Consider the following 12,542-nt stretch of genomic DNA (forward strand, 5'->3'; position numbering starts at 1 on the left):
CGCTTGCACAAACTTGCGGTTTTGCCGCTGCGGCGGCTGTCGGCAGGCGTGCGGCGGGGTAGGATGGGCGCAGAGGTAGAGCCCATGACTCCACTGAATCAGCTACACGTTTTCAATGCCATGCATTCATCGCCCCACGCGCGCCTGGAACTCAGCGCGCAGCTCGGCGACGGCCTGGCGGCGGCGCTATGGGGCAACCGCGACGACGCCCGTGATTACCAGGCGCCAAGCCACCACACCCTATCCTGCTACATCGCCGACGGCACTGGCACCTTCAGGCGCCAACGCCCCGCCGACAAGGGCGCGCCGGACAAGCTGTGCATCATGCCCGCCGGTCACGAATCCAATTGGGTGGTCAACGGGCCGATTCGCCTGGCTCATCTGTACATCAGCGAGGAACAGTTCGCCCTTGGCTGCATTCGTCTGCTCGATCGCGAGCCCAGGGAGATGCAGTTGCGCGAGGCGACATTCATGGATGATCCGCTGCAGGCCCGACGTTTCCGCCAGCTGATCGCCTTGAACTGGCAGGAACCTGGCGAACGCCTGCTGGCCAGCAGCCTGGCGCACGAGATCGTCAACCATGCGGTGCTCGATCAGGCTGGCCTGCGTCAGGGCTTGCGCCTCAAGGGTGGCCTGGCGCCGCATCAACGTCGACGCCTGGTGGAGTACATCGAAGCCAACCTGGACCAGCCTGTTACTCTGAGCGAAATGGCCTCGCGCTGCGCGTTGTCCGAATATCACTTCGCACGCATGTTCCGTCAAAGTTTCGGCCTGCCCGCGCACCAGTACCTGCTTGCGCGCCGTCTGGAGCGCGCCTGCCGCCTGTTGCGCACAGGTGACCTGCCTCTGGGACAAGTCGCCCTGTGTTGCGGCTTCGCCAGCGCCAGCCACTTCAACAATCGTTTTCGCCTGACGCTAGGCGCCACGCCCGGTGCCTATCGCCAGGCCTTGCGTGGCTAGTGGTCTGTGCGGCCACTAGCGCGCTCGAAGCAATCGGTCAGTTGGCCAGCACCGCAAGCACGGGGCCAAGTACCACACTGACCGCTGCCAGGGCCAATAGCAGGCGCGGTCGGTATGGCAGAAGAAACACCCACAAGGTGACGCCAGCCATCAGCACCGCCAGCCATTCGACAAGGCCCAGTGCCCAGCCACGATGCTGCACGGCCAGCACCAGCGATAGCATCAGCAGCCCCCAGCCGACCACGCGCAATCCACGCGACTGATTGGCCGTGGCCTTGCGCTTGAGCAACTCGTTGAAGTGTTTTTCCATCGCCAGGCAAAGAGCGGCGAAACCGGCATAGCCGATCATGGCAATGCTCAACATCAGTTCGCCTCCGGTTCGCCCAGGGTTTCAGGGGGCGCCTTCACCGCGCGTGAGACGCGTTTGTCGGCAAGCTTCGGCGCACGCATCATGCGGCTGGCGGCCCATGCCAGAAACAGGCCGACGGCCAGAGCGGTCAGGTCGAACCCGGCCATGGCCCAGTCGTTGGCAGCGATAGCGCGGACAAGCCCGTGATCGGTCGTCAGCGCGTTGAGTAGCGGCAGCAAGGCGAAGGCCAGGGCGCCAAGTGCCAGTTGCTCGGCCCAGGCTCGCCGGCCCGGGCGCAGCATGGCGTGCGGCAATGACAGGGCCCAGACCAGGAGGAAGCTGTTGACCTCCCAGTCCGCGCGCCCTTCCATGGTCACGGGCACCAGACGGTTGGCCCAGAAGAAGGCCGCCACACCCAGCAGCAGGCCGCTCATGCTGGCGATATTGAGCACCTCCACCAGTCGCAGTTCGGTGGGCATGCTGTCGCTCTTGGCATGCTTGAGCTGGCGCTTGCCGAGCCACATCACCAGGCCGGTGCCGATGACGGCGGTACCCGCCAGGCCGAAGACGAAGTACAGCCAACGCAGCCAGCTGTCGGCGAAGTTGCCCATGTGCAGGCCGGCAAAGGTGAAGGACACCAGCATCGCCGTGCTCTCGGGCTTGCCCCGCGAAAGCTGTTCGCCGCTGGCGCCATCGAATGTCCAGTTGTCGCTGCGCTTGAACGCCACGCTGTCGGCCGAGGCGCGGGTCATGATCACACGGGAATTGAGATCGCCAGGATTCTGCACCTCGATCCAGCCCAGGCGGGCACCGGGCACCTGGTCCCGCACCTTGGCATAAAGCTCCGGCAGCGCCACCAGCGATGTCGGTATTCCGGCTGCCCTGGGCGCCTCGCGCTGGCCGAACACCTCGTTGAAGTACTCGCGGCTGTTGTCGTAACTGGCCATGATGCCGGCGGGCATGACCATGTACATGAACAGCACCAGGCTGCTGTAGCTGATCATCAGATGGAACGGCAGCACCAGCACGCCGATGGCATTGTGCCCGTCGAGCCAGGAGCGCTGGCCCTTGCCAGGCCGGAAGGTGAAGAACTCCTTGAAGATCTTTTTGTGGGTGATGATGCCGGTCACCAGGCCCAACAGCATGATGAACGCACAGAAGGTCGACAGCCAGCGGCCCCAGGGATGTGGCATTTCCAGCTGGAAGTGGAAGCGATAGAAGAAATCCCCTCCGCGGCTGTCGCGGGCGACCACTGCCTGGCCGCTCTGGGCGTCGAGCTTCCTGCTGACGAATCCGCGGCGCCCGACGCTGCCCTCCTCACGCCAGCCGACGTTCAGGGCTGCCTCGCGCTCGTTCGGCAAGCGGATGAACCAACTACCGGCGTTGCCTGCATTGGCCTGCAGGTACTGCTGGGCAAGGCCAAGACTGGCCGCGGCATCCAGCGGATGGCTACGCACCTCCGGCTGGCTCCAGTGAGTGATTTCTTCCTTGAAATACGACATCGTGCCGGTCAGGAAGATAGCGAACAGCAGCCAGCCGAAGATCAGTCCGGTCCAGGTGTGCAACCAGGCCATGGCCTGGCGGAAGCCTTCTTTCATCAATAATTCATCCAGTAGGCCAGGCCATCGATCATCCCCAGTACAAGACTGGGTAGCAGCACACCGATCCAGGCGCGCCGGGCACTGCGGCAGGCGAAGCACCAGATGAAGGCCAGCAGATAGAACACGAAGGACAACATCATGCCGCTGAGTACCGCGTCGACCTTCTGCATCGGCGCCAGCAGGCTGATGCAGATACTGCCGAGCGAGGCCAGCAGATAACCACCCAATAGCGCGGCCAGGCTGCGCGAGGTCACGGCCAGGCGATAGCTGAGGGTAGGGCCGGTGGCTTTGCTCTTCATGACGAGAACCCTGAAAAATCAGGCCTCGATAATAATGATTTCAATTCTCATAAGCAAAGATACTGGCTGTCATTCCGGCTACGGCACAGCCCAGGACAGTCATGCAGGTCCGGAAAGCTCATAAAGTTCCAAGCCGTTTGCTACAGAAAATTTATATTTGCCAAGGGGTTGAAATCACCGATCGATTGCCTGACCTTAGAGTCAAGAGGCGATGGTTTCCCGAGCCACGAACGGATCGGACACGCTTCTTGCGAGCTAGCTGAATAAGGATTGAATCATGCAGATCCAGGTCAATAGCGACAACCATATCCAAGGCAGTGCCCGGTTGAACGAATGGGTTCAGGCATCGGTAGAAAGCGCGGTCGACCGTTTTGAGGATGACCTCACCCGGATCGAAGTGCACTTGAGCGACGAGAACGGCGCCAAGTCCGGTTCGCATGACAAACGCTGCCAACTGGAGGCTCGCCCCAAAGGCCATCAGCCGATTTCCGTGACCCATACCGCTCCGTCGCTGGAGCTGGCGGTCGAAGGTGCCGCCGACAAGCTGAACAATGCGTTGGAGCATCTCTACGGCAAGCTGCGCAGTCGCCGGGTGGCTCCTCAAGTGAACGAGCAGGTGACTGAAGTCGACGATGAGTAAGGCGATAGGTGCCTGAAAACCGCTCGTCCTTGAATCCGTAAATCGTTGCCTCCCTTGGGCCGCTGCGCAGCCCAAGGGAGGCGGTCCGGCATCCTGGCAAGCCAGCTACAACTTCGCAACGTCTTATCTCCCTGTTCGTCGCGAAACCTGTAGGCGCCCGCCCCGCTCGTTGGGCTGCGCTGTCGCGAAGAACAATTTTGGAGCTACCGTAGTACCTGTGGGAGCGGGTTTACCCGCGAAGAGGCCCGTCCTTATTCGCGGGTAAACCCGCTCCCACAGATACCGCGGCAACTCCGTAAATCAGAAGATAAGACTTGTTCTATGAGAGCGGGCTCGCCGGTACGCCGGACCGCCTGCGCCAGGCTGCGCAGCGGCCCCAAGAACCTCAACGGTGTTGCTTGAGTGAGCAACATCACGGCCTAGAAGCCCGACGTTTTTTCCTCGGACCGGTTTTGTCCTGGCCCGCCGACAGACACGCAGGACCGATCAACGGAGCTGAACCTGCGCCTTGACTGCCGGTCCATTGCTGCATATCCCATTGCAGACCCCTCGCCATCATGACCAATCCATTCGACCAGATCAGTGCAGCCTTCGCGCCGCAATACCGTGTCAACCTGAGCATCGAGCGACTGGACGGCAGCATCATGCTGACCTTGTCGAACGATAGCGGCGTGGCCGCCAAACGCCTCATCAGCCAAGACCAACGTAACGATCCAGAGCGCCTGCAGCGGCTGATCGACAGTATTCAACTGGGACTGGCCATCGACAATGGCGGTAATGCCAGAGAACTCTTGGCTTCCATGCCTCGGGGTGGGGGCTGCGAGAGCCGTCATCGAGCAGCCCCGCTCTGATCCGGACGCAGACTTGCGGCTCGACCTTTAGCGCCGCCGGTTTTATTTTTATTCCTGTCGATCTCTGACCGACGGATATTTCGATGATGCGTATCTAACGACCAAAATTGACAACGCCAGGATCAACACGCCGCCGCAGACGTATAGAATTCCTTCATCCGGGGCTTTATGGTGCGACACATCGCTAATCAATAACCGAATCAATGCCGTGACACCAATATACAAAAGGAATCTCAACGGCATATGATTTGTTTTAAAATATATACCACTCATGGCGAGCAGTTCCAGATATATAAAAAGCAGCAGTATGTCATCGACGCTGACTTTATCTTGATGCAGCATGTCTACAAATGTGGACATCCCTGCATAGACCGTAATCGCGCCAATTCCAAACAGCGCGAGGTAATGAAATAGCTCGACCCCGAGATTACCAAGGCTGTTAGCCCCGGCATGGAGCCTCACCCTCATGCGATCCGCCCATTTCATTACCAACCCCCTCCCCTCAAACGCCGAAACGGCAAAAAGACTTGGCACAGCTACCGAGCTGCAGACCACATCATGGACGGCAAGGTTACTCTATAATTCACGGAGTGGTCTGATTCAGTCATTTAAAACAAGGTCCACGCCAAGCACGATTCTAGCAATCATCTGAGCTTCGCTTCATGTTCCAGCGCAAGGGCGCGAAAAACAGCATCAGCGTCATCCACATGAAGGTCGCAGGTCCCGCCAGTATGAACCCCAAGCTGGCAATCAGGCCTGAGACCACGTCCCCGATGACAGCCGTGAAATAATACAGAGAGAAGTTCCTGCCGACCTCATGATCGTTGGACAGGCACTGAATGTTGGTCACGATGGCGATATCACGAAGGCGCCGTCAAACCCGACCGCGAACAGGATCGCCAGAAATGTCCAGCTGTTGAATTCCAGCGCCATCGCGGCGGCGAAGAACAGCGCGCCATACAGCGCCCAATAGCGCAATACCTGACGCGCGGTGGTTTGTCTGTTGAACCGGGTGTAGAGCATGCCGCCTAGCACTGTGCCAGCGTCCAAGAGCGAAAAGACATAGCCGACGGCCGCCTCTGAACCGAAGTGTTCCAACACCGATGTCGGCAGAATGAAGCGGATCCCCGACGTCGCGAACATCGCGCAAAGCGTGGTGCAACAGATCACCGCGAACAACGGTGCGTTGCTCACTCGCAGCTCTACCACGCTGCGTGCCGCATCGCGGATTACCACTCGCCCGTCAAATGCCGCCTTTACTCCCGCCTTTCCTGGCAGCAGCGTGGCAATGCTGATGACTGACAAGGCATGCGGCGAAGAACAGGAAGGTCGCCGTGCTTCCCAGGAACAACGCCAAGGCAGAAAACACCAATGGTCCGAGGATGGAAGAAACGTCTTCGACCACCTGTACCCCACTGCTCACCGACGACAACCGTTCCTTTTCCACGATGTCCGGAAAATACGCGCGGAAGGTCGGTACATAGAGACAGTCCAAGATAGTCATCACCATCGCCAGGAGAATGACTGTTGCCAAGGCCGGCGTTGAGAAGGAAAAAAGAGCAAGGAAAGCCAGTGCCAGCCGCCCCTTGGCAAGCTCTACCCTTACCAGGGTACGCCGCTTCTGGCAGTTGTCCGCCAGCCATCCACCAATCGGGGGAAACAACGCACTGGGCAGATAGCGAAAAAATACACCACACCGATGAGCAGCAGGTTCGCTTCGGCCATGGATACCACCGCAACGGCAAATGCCGTTTCGAAAGCGAATTCTCCACATTTGGAGAAAAAGTACCCCACCGTGAGCGCGCGCGTACTGTGGTTTAGATTCAATGCTTGCATGTCGACACTTTGCTCTTGGTTCGCCGCCTGGTTGACGTTCTCTCCGCCCCTTAAAAATTGCTGCTCATCAGGGGCGAAAATGAAGGGACTTCCTAGTGTGCTCGGCTGGGCACGCCTGATCATCCTGTCGGTGGCCTGACGGCACTGCATCTCTTACACGCCAACCAGCGCATGTGCCGCCGGGGGTCCTGATTCATGCACACTCGAGATTGCTGCATTCACTGGCGGTCGGATTATCCGATCAAGGCCTGCGTTTCGTCATGGCTCAATAGTTGAAAGGTGGTTCCTGCGACAGGATCCGCAAAGCATCAGCCAAGCCATTGCAAAAGCGGAGGCGGCATGACGTGGCTCTCAGATTGCAAGGCACCTGTGAACCACCCTTTTGTCGCCGCTGGCGCGGAGAATGAGCCACTGCCGGTTGCAGGCAAACGCGTTATCGGGAATACTGTATATAAATACAGCAGTCCGCACATAAACAGCAAAAGGCACAGAGGTGATGAATGGCCGTCGAAGTGGTATACCGCAGCAGCCGCGATCCGGAGCGCTTGTTCATGGATAAAGCCGAAGCAGACCGTCACGACAAGATGCTCGAATTGGCCGAGCGTTTGGCCGAAGTACTGCACAAGGCAGTCCCTTCGCTGAACGAAAGCCAGCTGGAAGAAGCCGGGATCTACATGGCGCGCAATCGCGATGTCTTCGCCCGCGCGTTCAAGAGTCAGCCCGACGCCCTGTCGGAATTGCTCGAAGGGGCGGCGGCAGACGATTGACCGGAGTGATTCACCCGTACAGCAAACGCTCCGCCAGCATCTGTGCCACCCGCGCGGGCGAACGCTTTTCCGCCTGGGCGTGGGCGAACACTTCAGTGAGCCGAGTCGGGATTCGCGCCAGGTGCGAGGTGATGGTCCCCGCCTCCGCGCCCTGATAGGTCAGCGTCACGTAGATCAGCCCTCCGGCATTGATCACGTAATCCGGCGCATAGAGAATGCCGCGCTTCTCCAGCTGGTCGGCGACCTGCAACGAGGTCAGCTGGTTGTTCGCTGAACCGGCCACTGCCGCACAGCGCAGTTGCTGAACGCTTTGCCCGGTGATCGCCGGGCCGACGCCACAAGGCGCGAAGATATCGCATGGGGTGCTTACCAGTGCCTCGTTGGCGACCGGGTGCGCGTTGAACTGCTCCATGGCCAGGCGCAGTCGGCCAGGGTCGTGATCACTGACCAGCAACTCCGCGCCCGCGGCGTGAAGCTGTTCGGCCAATGCATAGCCAACGTTGCCAAGCCCCTGGATGGCGACGCGCAGGCCTTCGAGATTATCGCTGCCCAGCCTGGCCATCGAGGTGGCGCGAATGCCGGCGAAAACGCCCATGGCCGCATGCGGAGAGGGATCACCCGAAGCCGTGGTACTGGTGACATGCGGGGTCACCTGGGCAATGCAGTCCATGTCCAGTGTCGAGGTACCGCTGTCGAGGGCGGTGATGAAACGTCCTTGCAGGGTATCCACGAAGCGCCCGAACGCTTCGAACAGCGCCGCCCTGTTTTCCACATGGGGATTACGGATGATCACGGCCTTGCCGCCGCCTACGGGCAATCCGGCCAGGGCAGCCTTGTAGCTCATGCCTTGGGCCAGATGGATGGCATCGGCCATGGCACTTTCATCGTCCGCGTAAGGCAGGTAGCGGCAGCCGCCGATGGCAGGGCCGAGTTGCTCGCTATGAATCGCAACCACAGCCTTGAGTCCTGTGGGCGGATCGACGCACAGGTACAGGGACTGGGTGCGGGTGCTTTGCATGAGCGCGAACATACGGGCTCCCCGTTGAAGTGCTGTTACCAGTATAGGCAGCTCGTCGAGCGGCACGCGGCTGGCAGACCACTGGACGAAAGGCCTTGCGAGGACTAATAGTTAAGCTTGAGCGGAGATGCCCATGAACCCACGCCAAACCTGTCTGGCCTGCCTGGATCGCACGCCTGTTGCCCTGCTGGAAGCAGCCCTCTGGATCGCCATCGAACATGATCGCAGCGTCGATCCTGCCGCTTGCCTGGCACAGCTCCAGGACATACAGCGACAGGTCAGCACGCACTTGCCGATGCTGCCGGTCAATGAACTGGCACAACCTCTCTTGCGTCAGCTCAATGCCTTGGGTTTCCAGCAGGACGAGTACCATCCACTGCGCGCGCAGGCCGCCCTGCTGGACAAGGTTCTGCAGCGTCGACGCGGTCAGCCTCTGGCCTTGGCCATACTCGCCCTGGAGCTGGCCCAGCGTCTGTCGATCCCATTGGAAGGCGTGAATTTTCCGGGTCATTTCCTGTTGCGGGTCCCGGGCGCCGATCATCTGCTCGACCCTTGTGGCGGCAGGCGCCTGTATCCGCGTGATTGTCGCGACCTGCTGGGGCGTCAGTTCGGTCCGCAACTGCCCTTGACCGCGGAGCACCTGCAGGTGGCGACTCCCCGGCAGATGCTGCAGCGGCTGTCGCGCAATCTGCGCCAGCTGCATTCGAGCAATGACAATGACCTGGCCGCCTTGGTGGACGCCGAGCGGGTGATGCAGCTCGGACCGGTGGTGGTCAGCGACTATCTGGCGCGGGCCACGCTCTACCAACGCCTGGATTGCCCTCAGGCCGAGCGCTTCGACCTGGAGCATGCGCTGCTGCTGACCGACGATCCGATCCAGCGCCACCGCTTGAGCGAACGCCTGGGCAAGCTACCGAGCACCACCCGCTCGATTCACTGAGGCAGCGCATCGGCCTGGCGGGCAGGATGAGCCTGCATGAAGGCCGGGTGCACTGCTGCCAGGGCACCGACGCGGCGAATCCGTGGATAGCCCTCCAGATCGACCGCAAAGCGCTCGGCGGCATACAGTTGCGGGACAAGGTAGACGTCCGCGAGCCCCGGCTCGGTCCCGAAACAGAAACCGTCGTCACCGATCAGGTGCTCGACTGCCGCCAGGCCCTGGCTGATCCAATGAGCTATCCACTGGTTCACCTGCACTTCGTCATGCCCCAGCAGGCGCAACTGGTTGAGCACGCTGACGTTGTGCAACGGATGGATATCACAGGCGATCAATGCCGCCACGGCGCGAACCTTGGCCCGCGACTCGGCGACGGCGGGCAATAGCGGCGGCCGTGGGCAGACTTCCTCGAGATACTCGATGATGGCCGGCGACTGCAGGAGCAGTTGCCCATCATCGAGGCGCAAGGCAGGCACCCGTCCCTGGGGATTGATGGCCAGGTACCCGGCCTGTCGCTGCTCGCCCTTGAGCAGGTTGACTGGCAGGGCCTGGCAATCCAGCCCCTTCAATGCCAAGGCGATGCGCACCCGGTAGGACGAGGTCGAACGAAAATAGCCGAAGAGCTCCATCGCCCTACCCTCTCAATTGGCCGCGATGACCGTGCCACGGCATTCGCCGAACCCGATGCTGGCCACACCCTCGCGCGTGCAACGGGCGCGCAGGATGATCTCGTCACCGTCCTCGAGGAAAGTCCGAACCTCGCCACTGGCCAGCTCGATCGGCTGTTTGCCTCCCTCGGTGATTTCCAGAAGACTGCCGAACGCGCCGGGTTGCGCGCCGGACAGGGTGCCGGAACCGAACAGGTCACCCGGTTGCAACTGGCAGCCATTGACACTGTGGTGAGCGACCATCTGCGCCACGGTCCAGTACATGCTGCGGGTATTGCTCAGGGTCAGGCGATGGGCCGCCAGGCCCTGTTCGCGCATGCGAGGGGTGACCAGCAATACTTCCAGTTCGATGTCGAAAGCCCCGCGCGCCTGGTCTACAGCGTCCGTCAGGTAAGGCAGCGGCCGAGGATCGCCCTCCGGACGGCCCGGCTGGGCGCAACGGAAAGGCTCCAGGGCCTCGGACATCACGACCCAGGGCGATACGCTGGTAATGAAGCTCTTGGACAGGAACGGCCCCAATGGCTGGTATTCCCACGCCTGGATATCCCGTGCCGACCAGTCGTTGAGCAGGCAGAAACCCGCCACGTGCTCACTGGCCCGCGCGAGAGGTATGGCCTCGCCCAGGGCATTGCCTTGTCCGATCCAGATACCCAGCTCCAACTCGTAATCGAGCCGCGCGCACGGGCCGAAGCTCGGCTCCGTCTGGCCTGCCGGCAGGGTCTGGCCCTTGGGGCGGCGCACCTCGGTGCCGGACGGGCGCAGGGTCGATGCCCTGCCGTGGTAGCCGATTGGCACGTACTTGTAGTTGGGCAGCAGGGGATTGTCGGGGCGGAAAAGCTTGCCGACGTTCTTGGCATGCTCGATACCGACGTAGAAATCGGTGTAGTCGCCCACGCGCGCGGGCATGTGCAGCTGGCATTCGCTGGCCGGGTACAGCGCGGCTTCGACGGTCGAGCGGTGCTCGCCATGCTCGCCGAGCAATGCCTGCAGGCATTCGCGCAGGGCACGGCGAGTCTCGGGGGCCAAGGCGAAGAAGCCGTTCAGAGCGCCTCCTCGGGTGGCCTCGGCAGCGACCTTGGCCGCTCCTTCGAAGACATCGGCGACCAGTAACGCTTCAAGATCGAGGACGGCGTCGCCGATGGCCACGCCGCAGCGCTGCGCTTCGCCTGGGCGACTGAAGATGCCCAGCGGCAGGTTCTGCAGCGGAAAATCGTTATGCCCGTTGGCGTGTTCGACCCAACTGCGGGCAATGGCGGTCTGGTTCATGGGTTATCTCCGATTCGGGGTGAAGGTACTGGGCAAGGTGGCCCAGCAACGGTCGTAGTCGGGCTGCAACTGCGGGCATTCCAGCGCAACGTGGCTTGGTTGCAGGACCTGACAGGTCTCGAACATGAAGGCCATGGTGTTGTCGATCTTGTGTGGTACCAGGTCTGCCGCGATCGCCCTGGTGCAGGTCTCGGCATCCGGCCCGTGGGCGCTCATGCAGCCATGCAGCGAAGCGCCACCCGGCAGGAAGCCTTCGGCCTTGGCGTCGTAGGCGCCCTGGATCAGCCCCATGAATTCGTTCATCAGGTTGCGGTGGAACCATGGCGGCCGGAACGTGTTCTCGGCCACCATCCAGCGCGGCGGGAAGATCACGAAGTCCATGTTGGCCATCCCGTGCACGCTGCCGGGCGAGGTCAGTACCGTGAAGATCGATGGATCGGGATGATCGAAACTGACCGTGCCGAGGGTGTTGAAACGACGCAGGTCGTACTTGTAGGGCACATTGCTGCCATGCCAGGCGACGACGTCCAGCGGGGAGTGCTGCAGCTCGCAGCCCCAGAACTCGCCCAGGTACTTCTGTACCAGCGGGACCGGGCCGCTGACCTCTTCATAGCGGGCGACCGGCACCAGGAAGTCCCGAGGGTTGGCCAGGCCATTGCTGCCGATCGGCCCGAGATCGGGCAGGCGCAAGGGCGCGCCATGGTTTTCGGCGATATAGCCACGGGCCTCGCCGTCGAGCAGCTCGACACGGAACCTCATGCCGCGGGGCAGCACGACGATTTCCAATGGCTCGACCTCGAGCACGCCGAGCTCGGTCACGATTCGCAGGCGACCCTGTTCCGGTACCAACAGCAGCTCGCCGTCGGCGTTGAAGAACACCCGTTCCATGGAGCGGTTGGCACGATAGATATGCACGCTCACACCCACCGGCGTCGGCGCTGGTGAGTTGGCGGCCATCGGGACCCAGCCATCGATGAAATCGGTGGGTTCTTGCGGTATCGGCTGTGGGCTCCAGCGCAGGCGGTTGGGCGTGACAGCGCCAAGCGGGCCGGCCAGCGGCTGGCGCGCGAGGCGTTCGAAACGCGGATGCAATGCCGAGGGGCGGATACGGTAGAGCCAGGTCCGACGCAGTTCGCTGCGCGGTACGGTGAAGGCGGTCCCGGAGAGCAGTTCGGCGTACAGGCCGTAAGGCGCTTTCTGCGGGGAATTCTGACCAACCGGCAAGGCACCGGGCAGTGCTTCGCTGGCGAATTCGTTACCGAATCCACTCATGTACTCGGGGATTGTCTCGGGGTTCATATACGCCTCCGGGCTCGACGCGAGCCATGCTGGCAGACGGTGCCGATGCAT

At 61.5% G+C, this 12,542-nt stretch carries 13 protein-coding genes and 1 pseudogene; 5 read left to right on the forward strand and 9 right to left on the reverse strand.

Annotated elements, in window-relative coordinates:
* Nucleotides 1–84: 84 nt before the first annotated feature.
* Complete coding sequence (locus G7009_RS12250; protein WP_181130341.1) at nucleotides 85–960, forward strand: helix-turn-helix domain-containing protein; 876 nt, start codon at nucleotides 85–87, stop codon at nucleotides 958–960.
* A gap of 37 nt (nucleotides 961–997) precedes the next feature.
* Here the strand turns inward: G7009_RS12250 and G7009_RS12255 are convergent, their stop codons facing one another.
* The 3 genes from G7009_RS12255 to G7009_RS12265 are packed head-to-tail and all read right to left on the reverse strand — an operon-like array spanning nucleotide 998 to nucleotide 3,209.
* Complete coding sequence (locus G7009_RS12255; protein ID WP_181130342.1) at nucleotides 998–1,324, reverse strand: DUF3325 domain-containing protein; 327 nt, start codon at nucleotides 1,322–1,324, stop codon at nucleotides 998–1,000.
* Complete coding sequence (locus tag G7009_RS12260; RefSeq protein WP_181130343.1) at nucleotides 1,324–2,907, reverse strand: PepSY-associated TM helix domain-containing protein; 1,584 nt, start codon at nucleotides 2,905–2,907, stop codon at nucleotides 1,324–1,326. The genes G7009_RS12255 and G7009_RS12260 overlap by 1 nt, the downstream gene beginning before the upstream one ends.
* Complete coding sequence (locus G7009_RS12265) at nucleotides 2,907–3,209, reverse strand: DUF3649 domain-containing protein (RefSeq protein WP_181130344.1); 303 nt, start codon at nucleotides 3,207–3,209, stop codon at nucleotides 2,907–2,909. The genes G7009_RS12260 and G7009_RS12265 overlap by 1 nt, the downstream gene beginning before the upstream one ends.
* A 277-nt stretch (nucleotides 3,210–3,486) precedes the next feature.
* Here G7009_RS12265 and G7009_RS12270 point away from each other — a divergent pair, with 277 nt between their 5' ends.
* Both G7009_RS12270 and G7009_RS12275 read left to right on the forward strand, forming a co-directional pair.
* Nucleotides 3,487–3,849 (forward strand): HPF/RaiA family ribosome-associated protein, encoded by a 363-nt coding sequence (locus G7009_RS12270; RefSeq protein ID WP_181130345.1) that lies wholly within the window; start codon nucleotides 3,487–3,489, stop codon nucleotides 3,847–3,849.
* 557 nt (nucleotides 3,850–4,406) lie between these two features.
* Nucleotides 4,407–4,700: a DUF3509 domain-containing protein gene (locus tag G7009_RS12275; protein WP_181130346.1), complete on the forward strand. Its 294-nt coding sequence runs from the start codon at nucleotides 4,407–4,409 to the stop codon at nucleotides 4,698–4,700.
* A gap of 48 nt (nucleotides 4,701–4,748) precedes the next feature.
* On the opposite strand, the gene G7009_RS12280 is transcribed toward G7009_RS12275, so the two are convergent.
* A complete protein-coding gene (locus G7009_RS12280; RefSeq protein ID WP_181130347.1) occupies nucleotides 4,749–5,192 on the reverse strand; it encodes a phosphate-starvation-inducible protein PsiE in 444 nt (147 codons plus the stop codon).
* Nucleotides 5,193–5,337: 145 nt separating this feature from the next.
* Nucleotides 5,338–6,536 (reverse strand): annotated as a pseudogene (locus G7009_RS12285) (MFS transporter).
* A 500-nt stretch (nucleotides 6,537–7,036) separates the two neighbouring features.
* On the opposite strand from G7009_RS12285, the gene G7009_RS12290 reads away from it, so the two are divergent.
* A complete protein-coding gene (locus G7009_RS12290) occupies nucleotides 7,037–7,303 on the forward strand; it encodes a YebG family protein (protein ID WP_181130348.1) in 267 nt (88 codons plus the stop codon).
* A 10-nt stretch (nucleotides 7,304–7,313) separates the two neighbouring features.
* Here the strand turns inward: G7009_RS12290 and G7009_RS12295 are convergent, their stop codons facing one another.
* Nucleotides 7,314–8,333, reverse strand: a complete 1,020-nt coding sequence (locus G7009_RS12295; protein WP_181130349.1) for a Leu/Phe/Val dehydrogenase — start codon at nucleotides 8,331–8,333, stop codon at nucleotides 7,314–7,316.
* A 121-nt stretch (nucleotides 8,334–8,454) separates the two neighbouring features.
* Here G7009_RS12295 and G7009_RS12300 point away from each other — a divergent pair, with 121 nt between their 5' ends.
* Complete coding sequence (locus G7009_RS12300; protein WP_181130350.1) at nucleotides 8,455–9,261, forward strand: SirB1 family protein; 807 nt, start codon at nucleotides 8,455–8,457, stop codon at nucleotides 9,259–9,261.
* Here the strand turns inward: G7009_RS12300 and maiA are convergent.
* Genes maiA through hmgA form a run of 3 tightly spaced genes read right to left on the reverse strand, consistent with a single transcriptional unit; the run spans nucleotide 9,255 to nucleotide 12,491 of the window.
* Nucleotides 9,255–9,887, reverse strand: a complete 633-nt coding sequence (gene maiA / locus G7009_RS12305; RefSeq protein ID WP_181130351.1) for a maleylacetoacetate isomerase — start codon at nucleotides 9,885–9,887, stop codon at nucleotides 9,255–9,257. The genes G7009_RS12300 and maiA overlap by 7 nt on opposite strands.
* Nucleotides 9,888–9,899: 12 nt before the next feature.
* Complete coding sequence (fahA, locus tag G7009_RS12310; protein WP_181130352.1) at nucleotides 9,900–11,192, reverse strand: fumarylacetoacetase; 1,293 nt, start codon at nucleotides 11,190–11,192, stop codon at nucleotides 9,900–9,902.
* Nucleotides 11,193–11,195: 3 nt separating this feature from the next.
* A complete protein-coding gene (gene hmgA, locus G7009_RS12315; protein WP_181130353.1) occupies nucleotides 11,196–12,491 on the reverse strand; it encodes a homogentisate 1,2-dioxygenase in 1,296 nt (431 codons plus the stop codon).
* Nucleotides 12,492–12,542 lie beyond the last annotated feature (51 nt).

Source organism: Pseudomonas capeferrum (assembly GCF_013523055.1).
Lineage (GTDB): Bacteria > Pseudomonadota > Gammaproteobacteria > Pseudomonadales > Pseudomonadaceae > Aquipseudomonas > Aquipseudomonas capeferrum_A.

Coding starts and splice junctions, on each gene's coding strand:
- G7009_RS12255 (WP_181130342.1), bottom strand. CDS start 1,324: ATGTTGAGCATTGCCATGATCGGCTATGCCGGTTTCGCCGCTCTTTGC.
- G7009_RS12270 (WP_181130345.1), top strand. CDS start 3,487: ATGCAGATCCAGGTCAATAGCGACAACCATATCCAAGGCAGTGCCCGG.
- G7009_RS12275 (WP_181130346.1), top strand. CDS start 4,407: ATGACCAATCCATTCGACCAGATCAGTGCAGCCTTCGCGCCGCAATAC.
- G7009_RS12290 (WP_181130348.1), top strand. CDS start 7,037: ATGGCCGTCGAAGTGGTATACCGCAGCAGCCGCGATCCGGAGCGCTTG.
- hmgA (WP_181130353.1), bottom strand. CDS start 12,491: ATGAACCCCGAGACAATCCCCGAGTACATGAGTGGATTCGGTAACGAA.
- maiA (WP_181130351.1), bottom strand. CDS start 9,887: ATGGAGCTCTTCGGCTATTTTCGTTCGACCTCGTCCTACCGGGTGCGC.
- G7009_RS12295 (WP_181130349.1), bottom strand. CDS start 8,333: ATGTTCGCGCTCATGCAAAGCACCCGCACCCAGTCCCTGTACCTGTGC.
- fahA (WP_181130352.1), bottom strand. CDS start 11,192: ATGAACCAGACCGCCATTGCCCGCAGTTGGGTCGAACACGCCAACGGG.
- G7009_RS12300 (WP_181130350.1), top strand. CDS start 8,455: ATGAACCCACGCCAAACCTGTCTGGCCTGCCTGGATCGCACGCCTGTT.
- G7009_RS12250 (WP_181130341.1), top strand. CDS start 85: ATGACTCCACTGAATCAGCTACACGTTTTCAATGCCATGCATTCATCG.
- G7009_RS12260 (WP_181130343.1), bottom strand. CDS start 2,907: ATGAAAGAAGGCTTCCGCCAGGCCATGGCCTGGTTGCACACCTGGACC.
- G7009_RS12265 (WP_181130344.1), bottom strand. CDS start 3,209: ATGAAGAGCAAAGCCACCGGCCCTACCCTCAGCTATCGCCTGGCCGTG.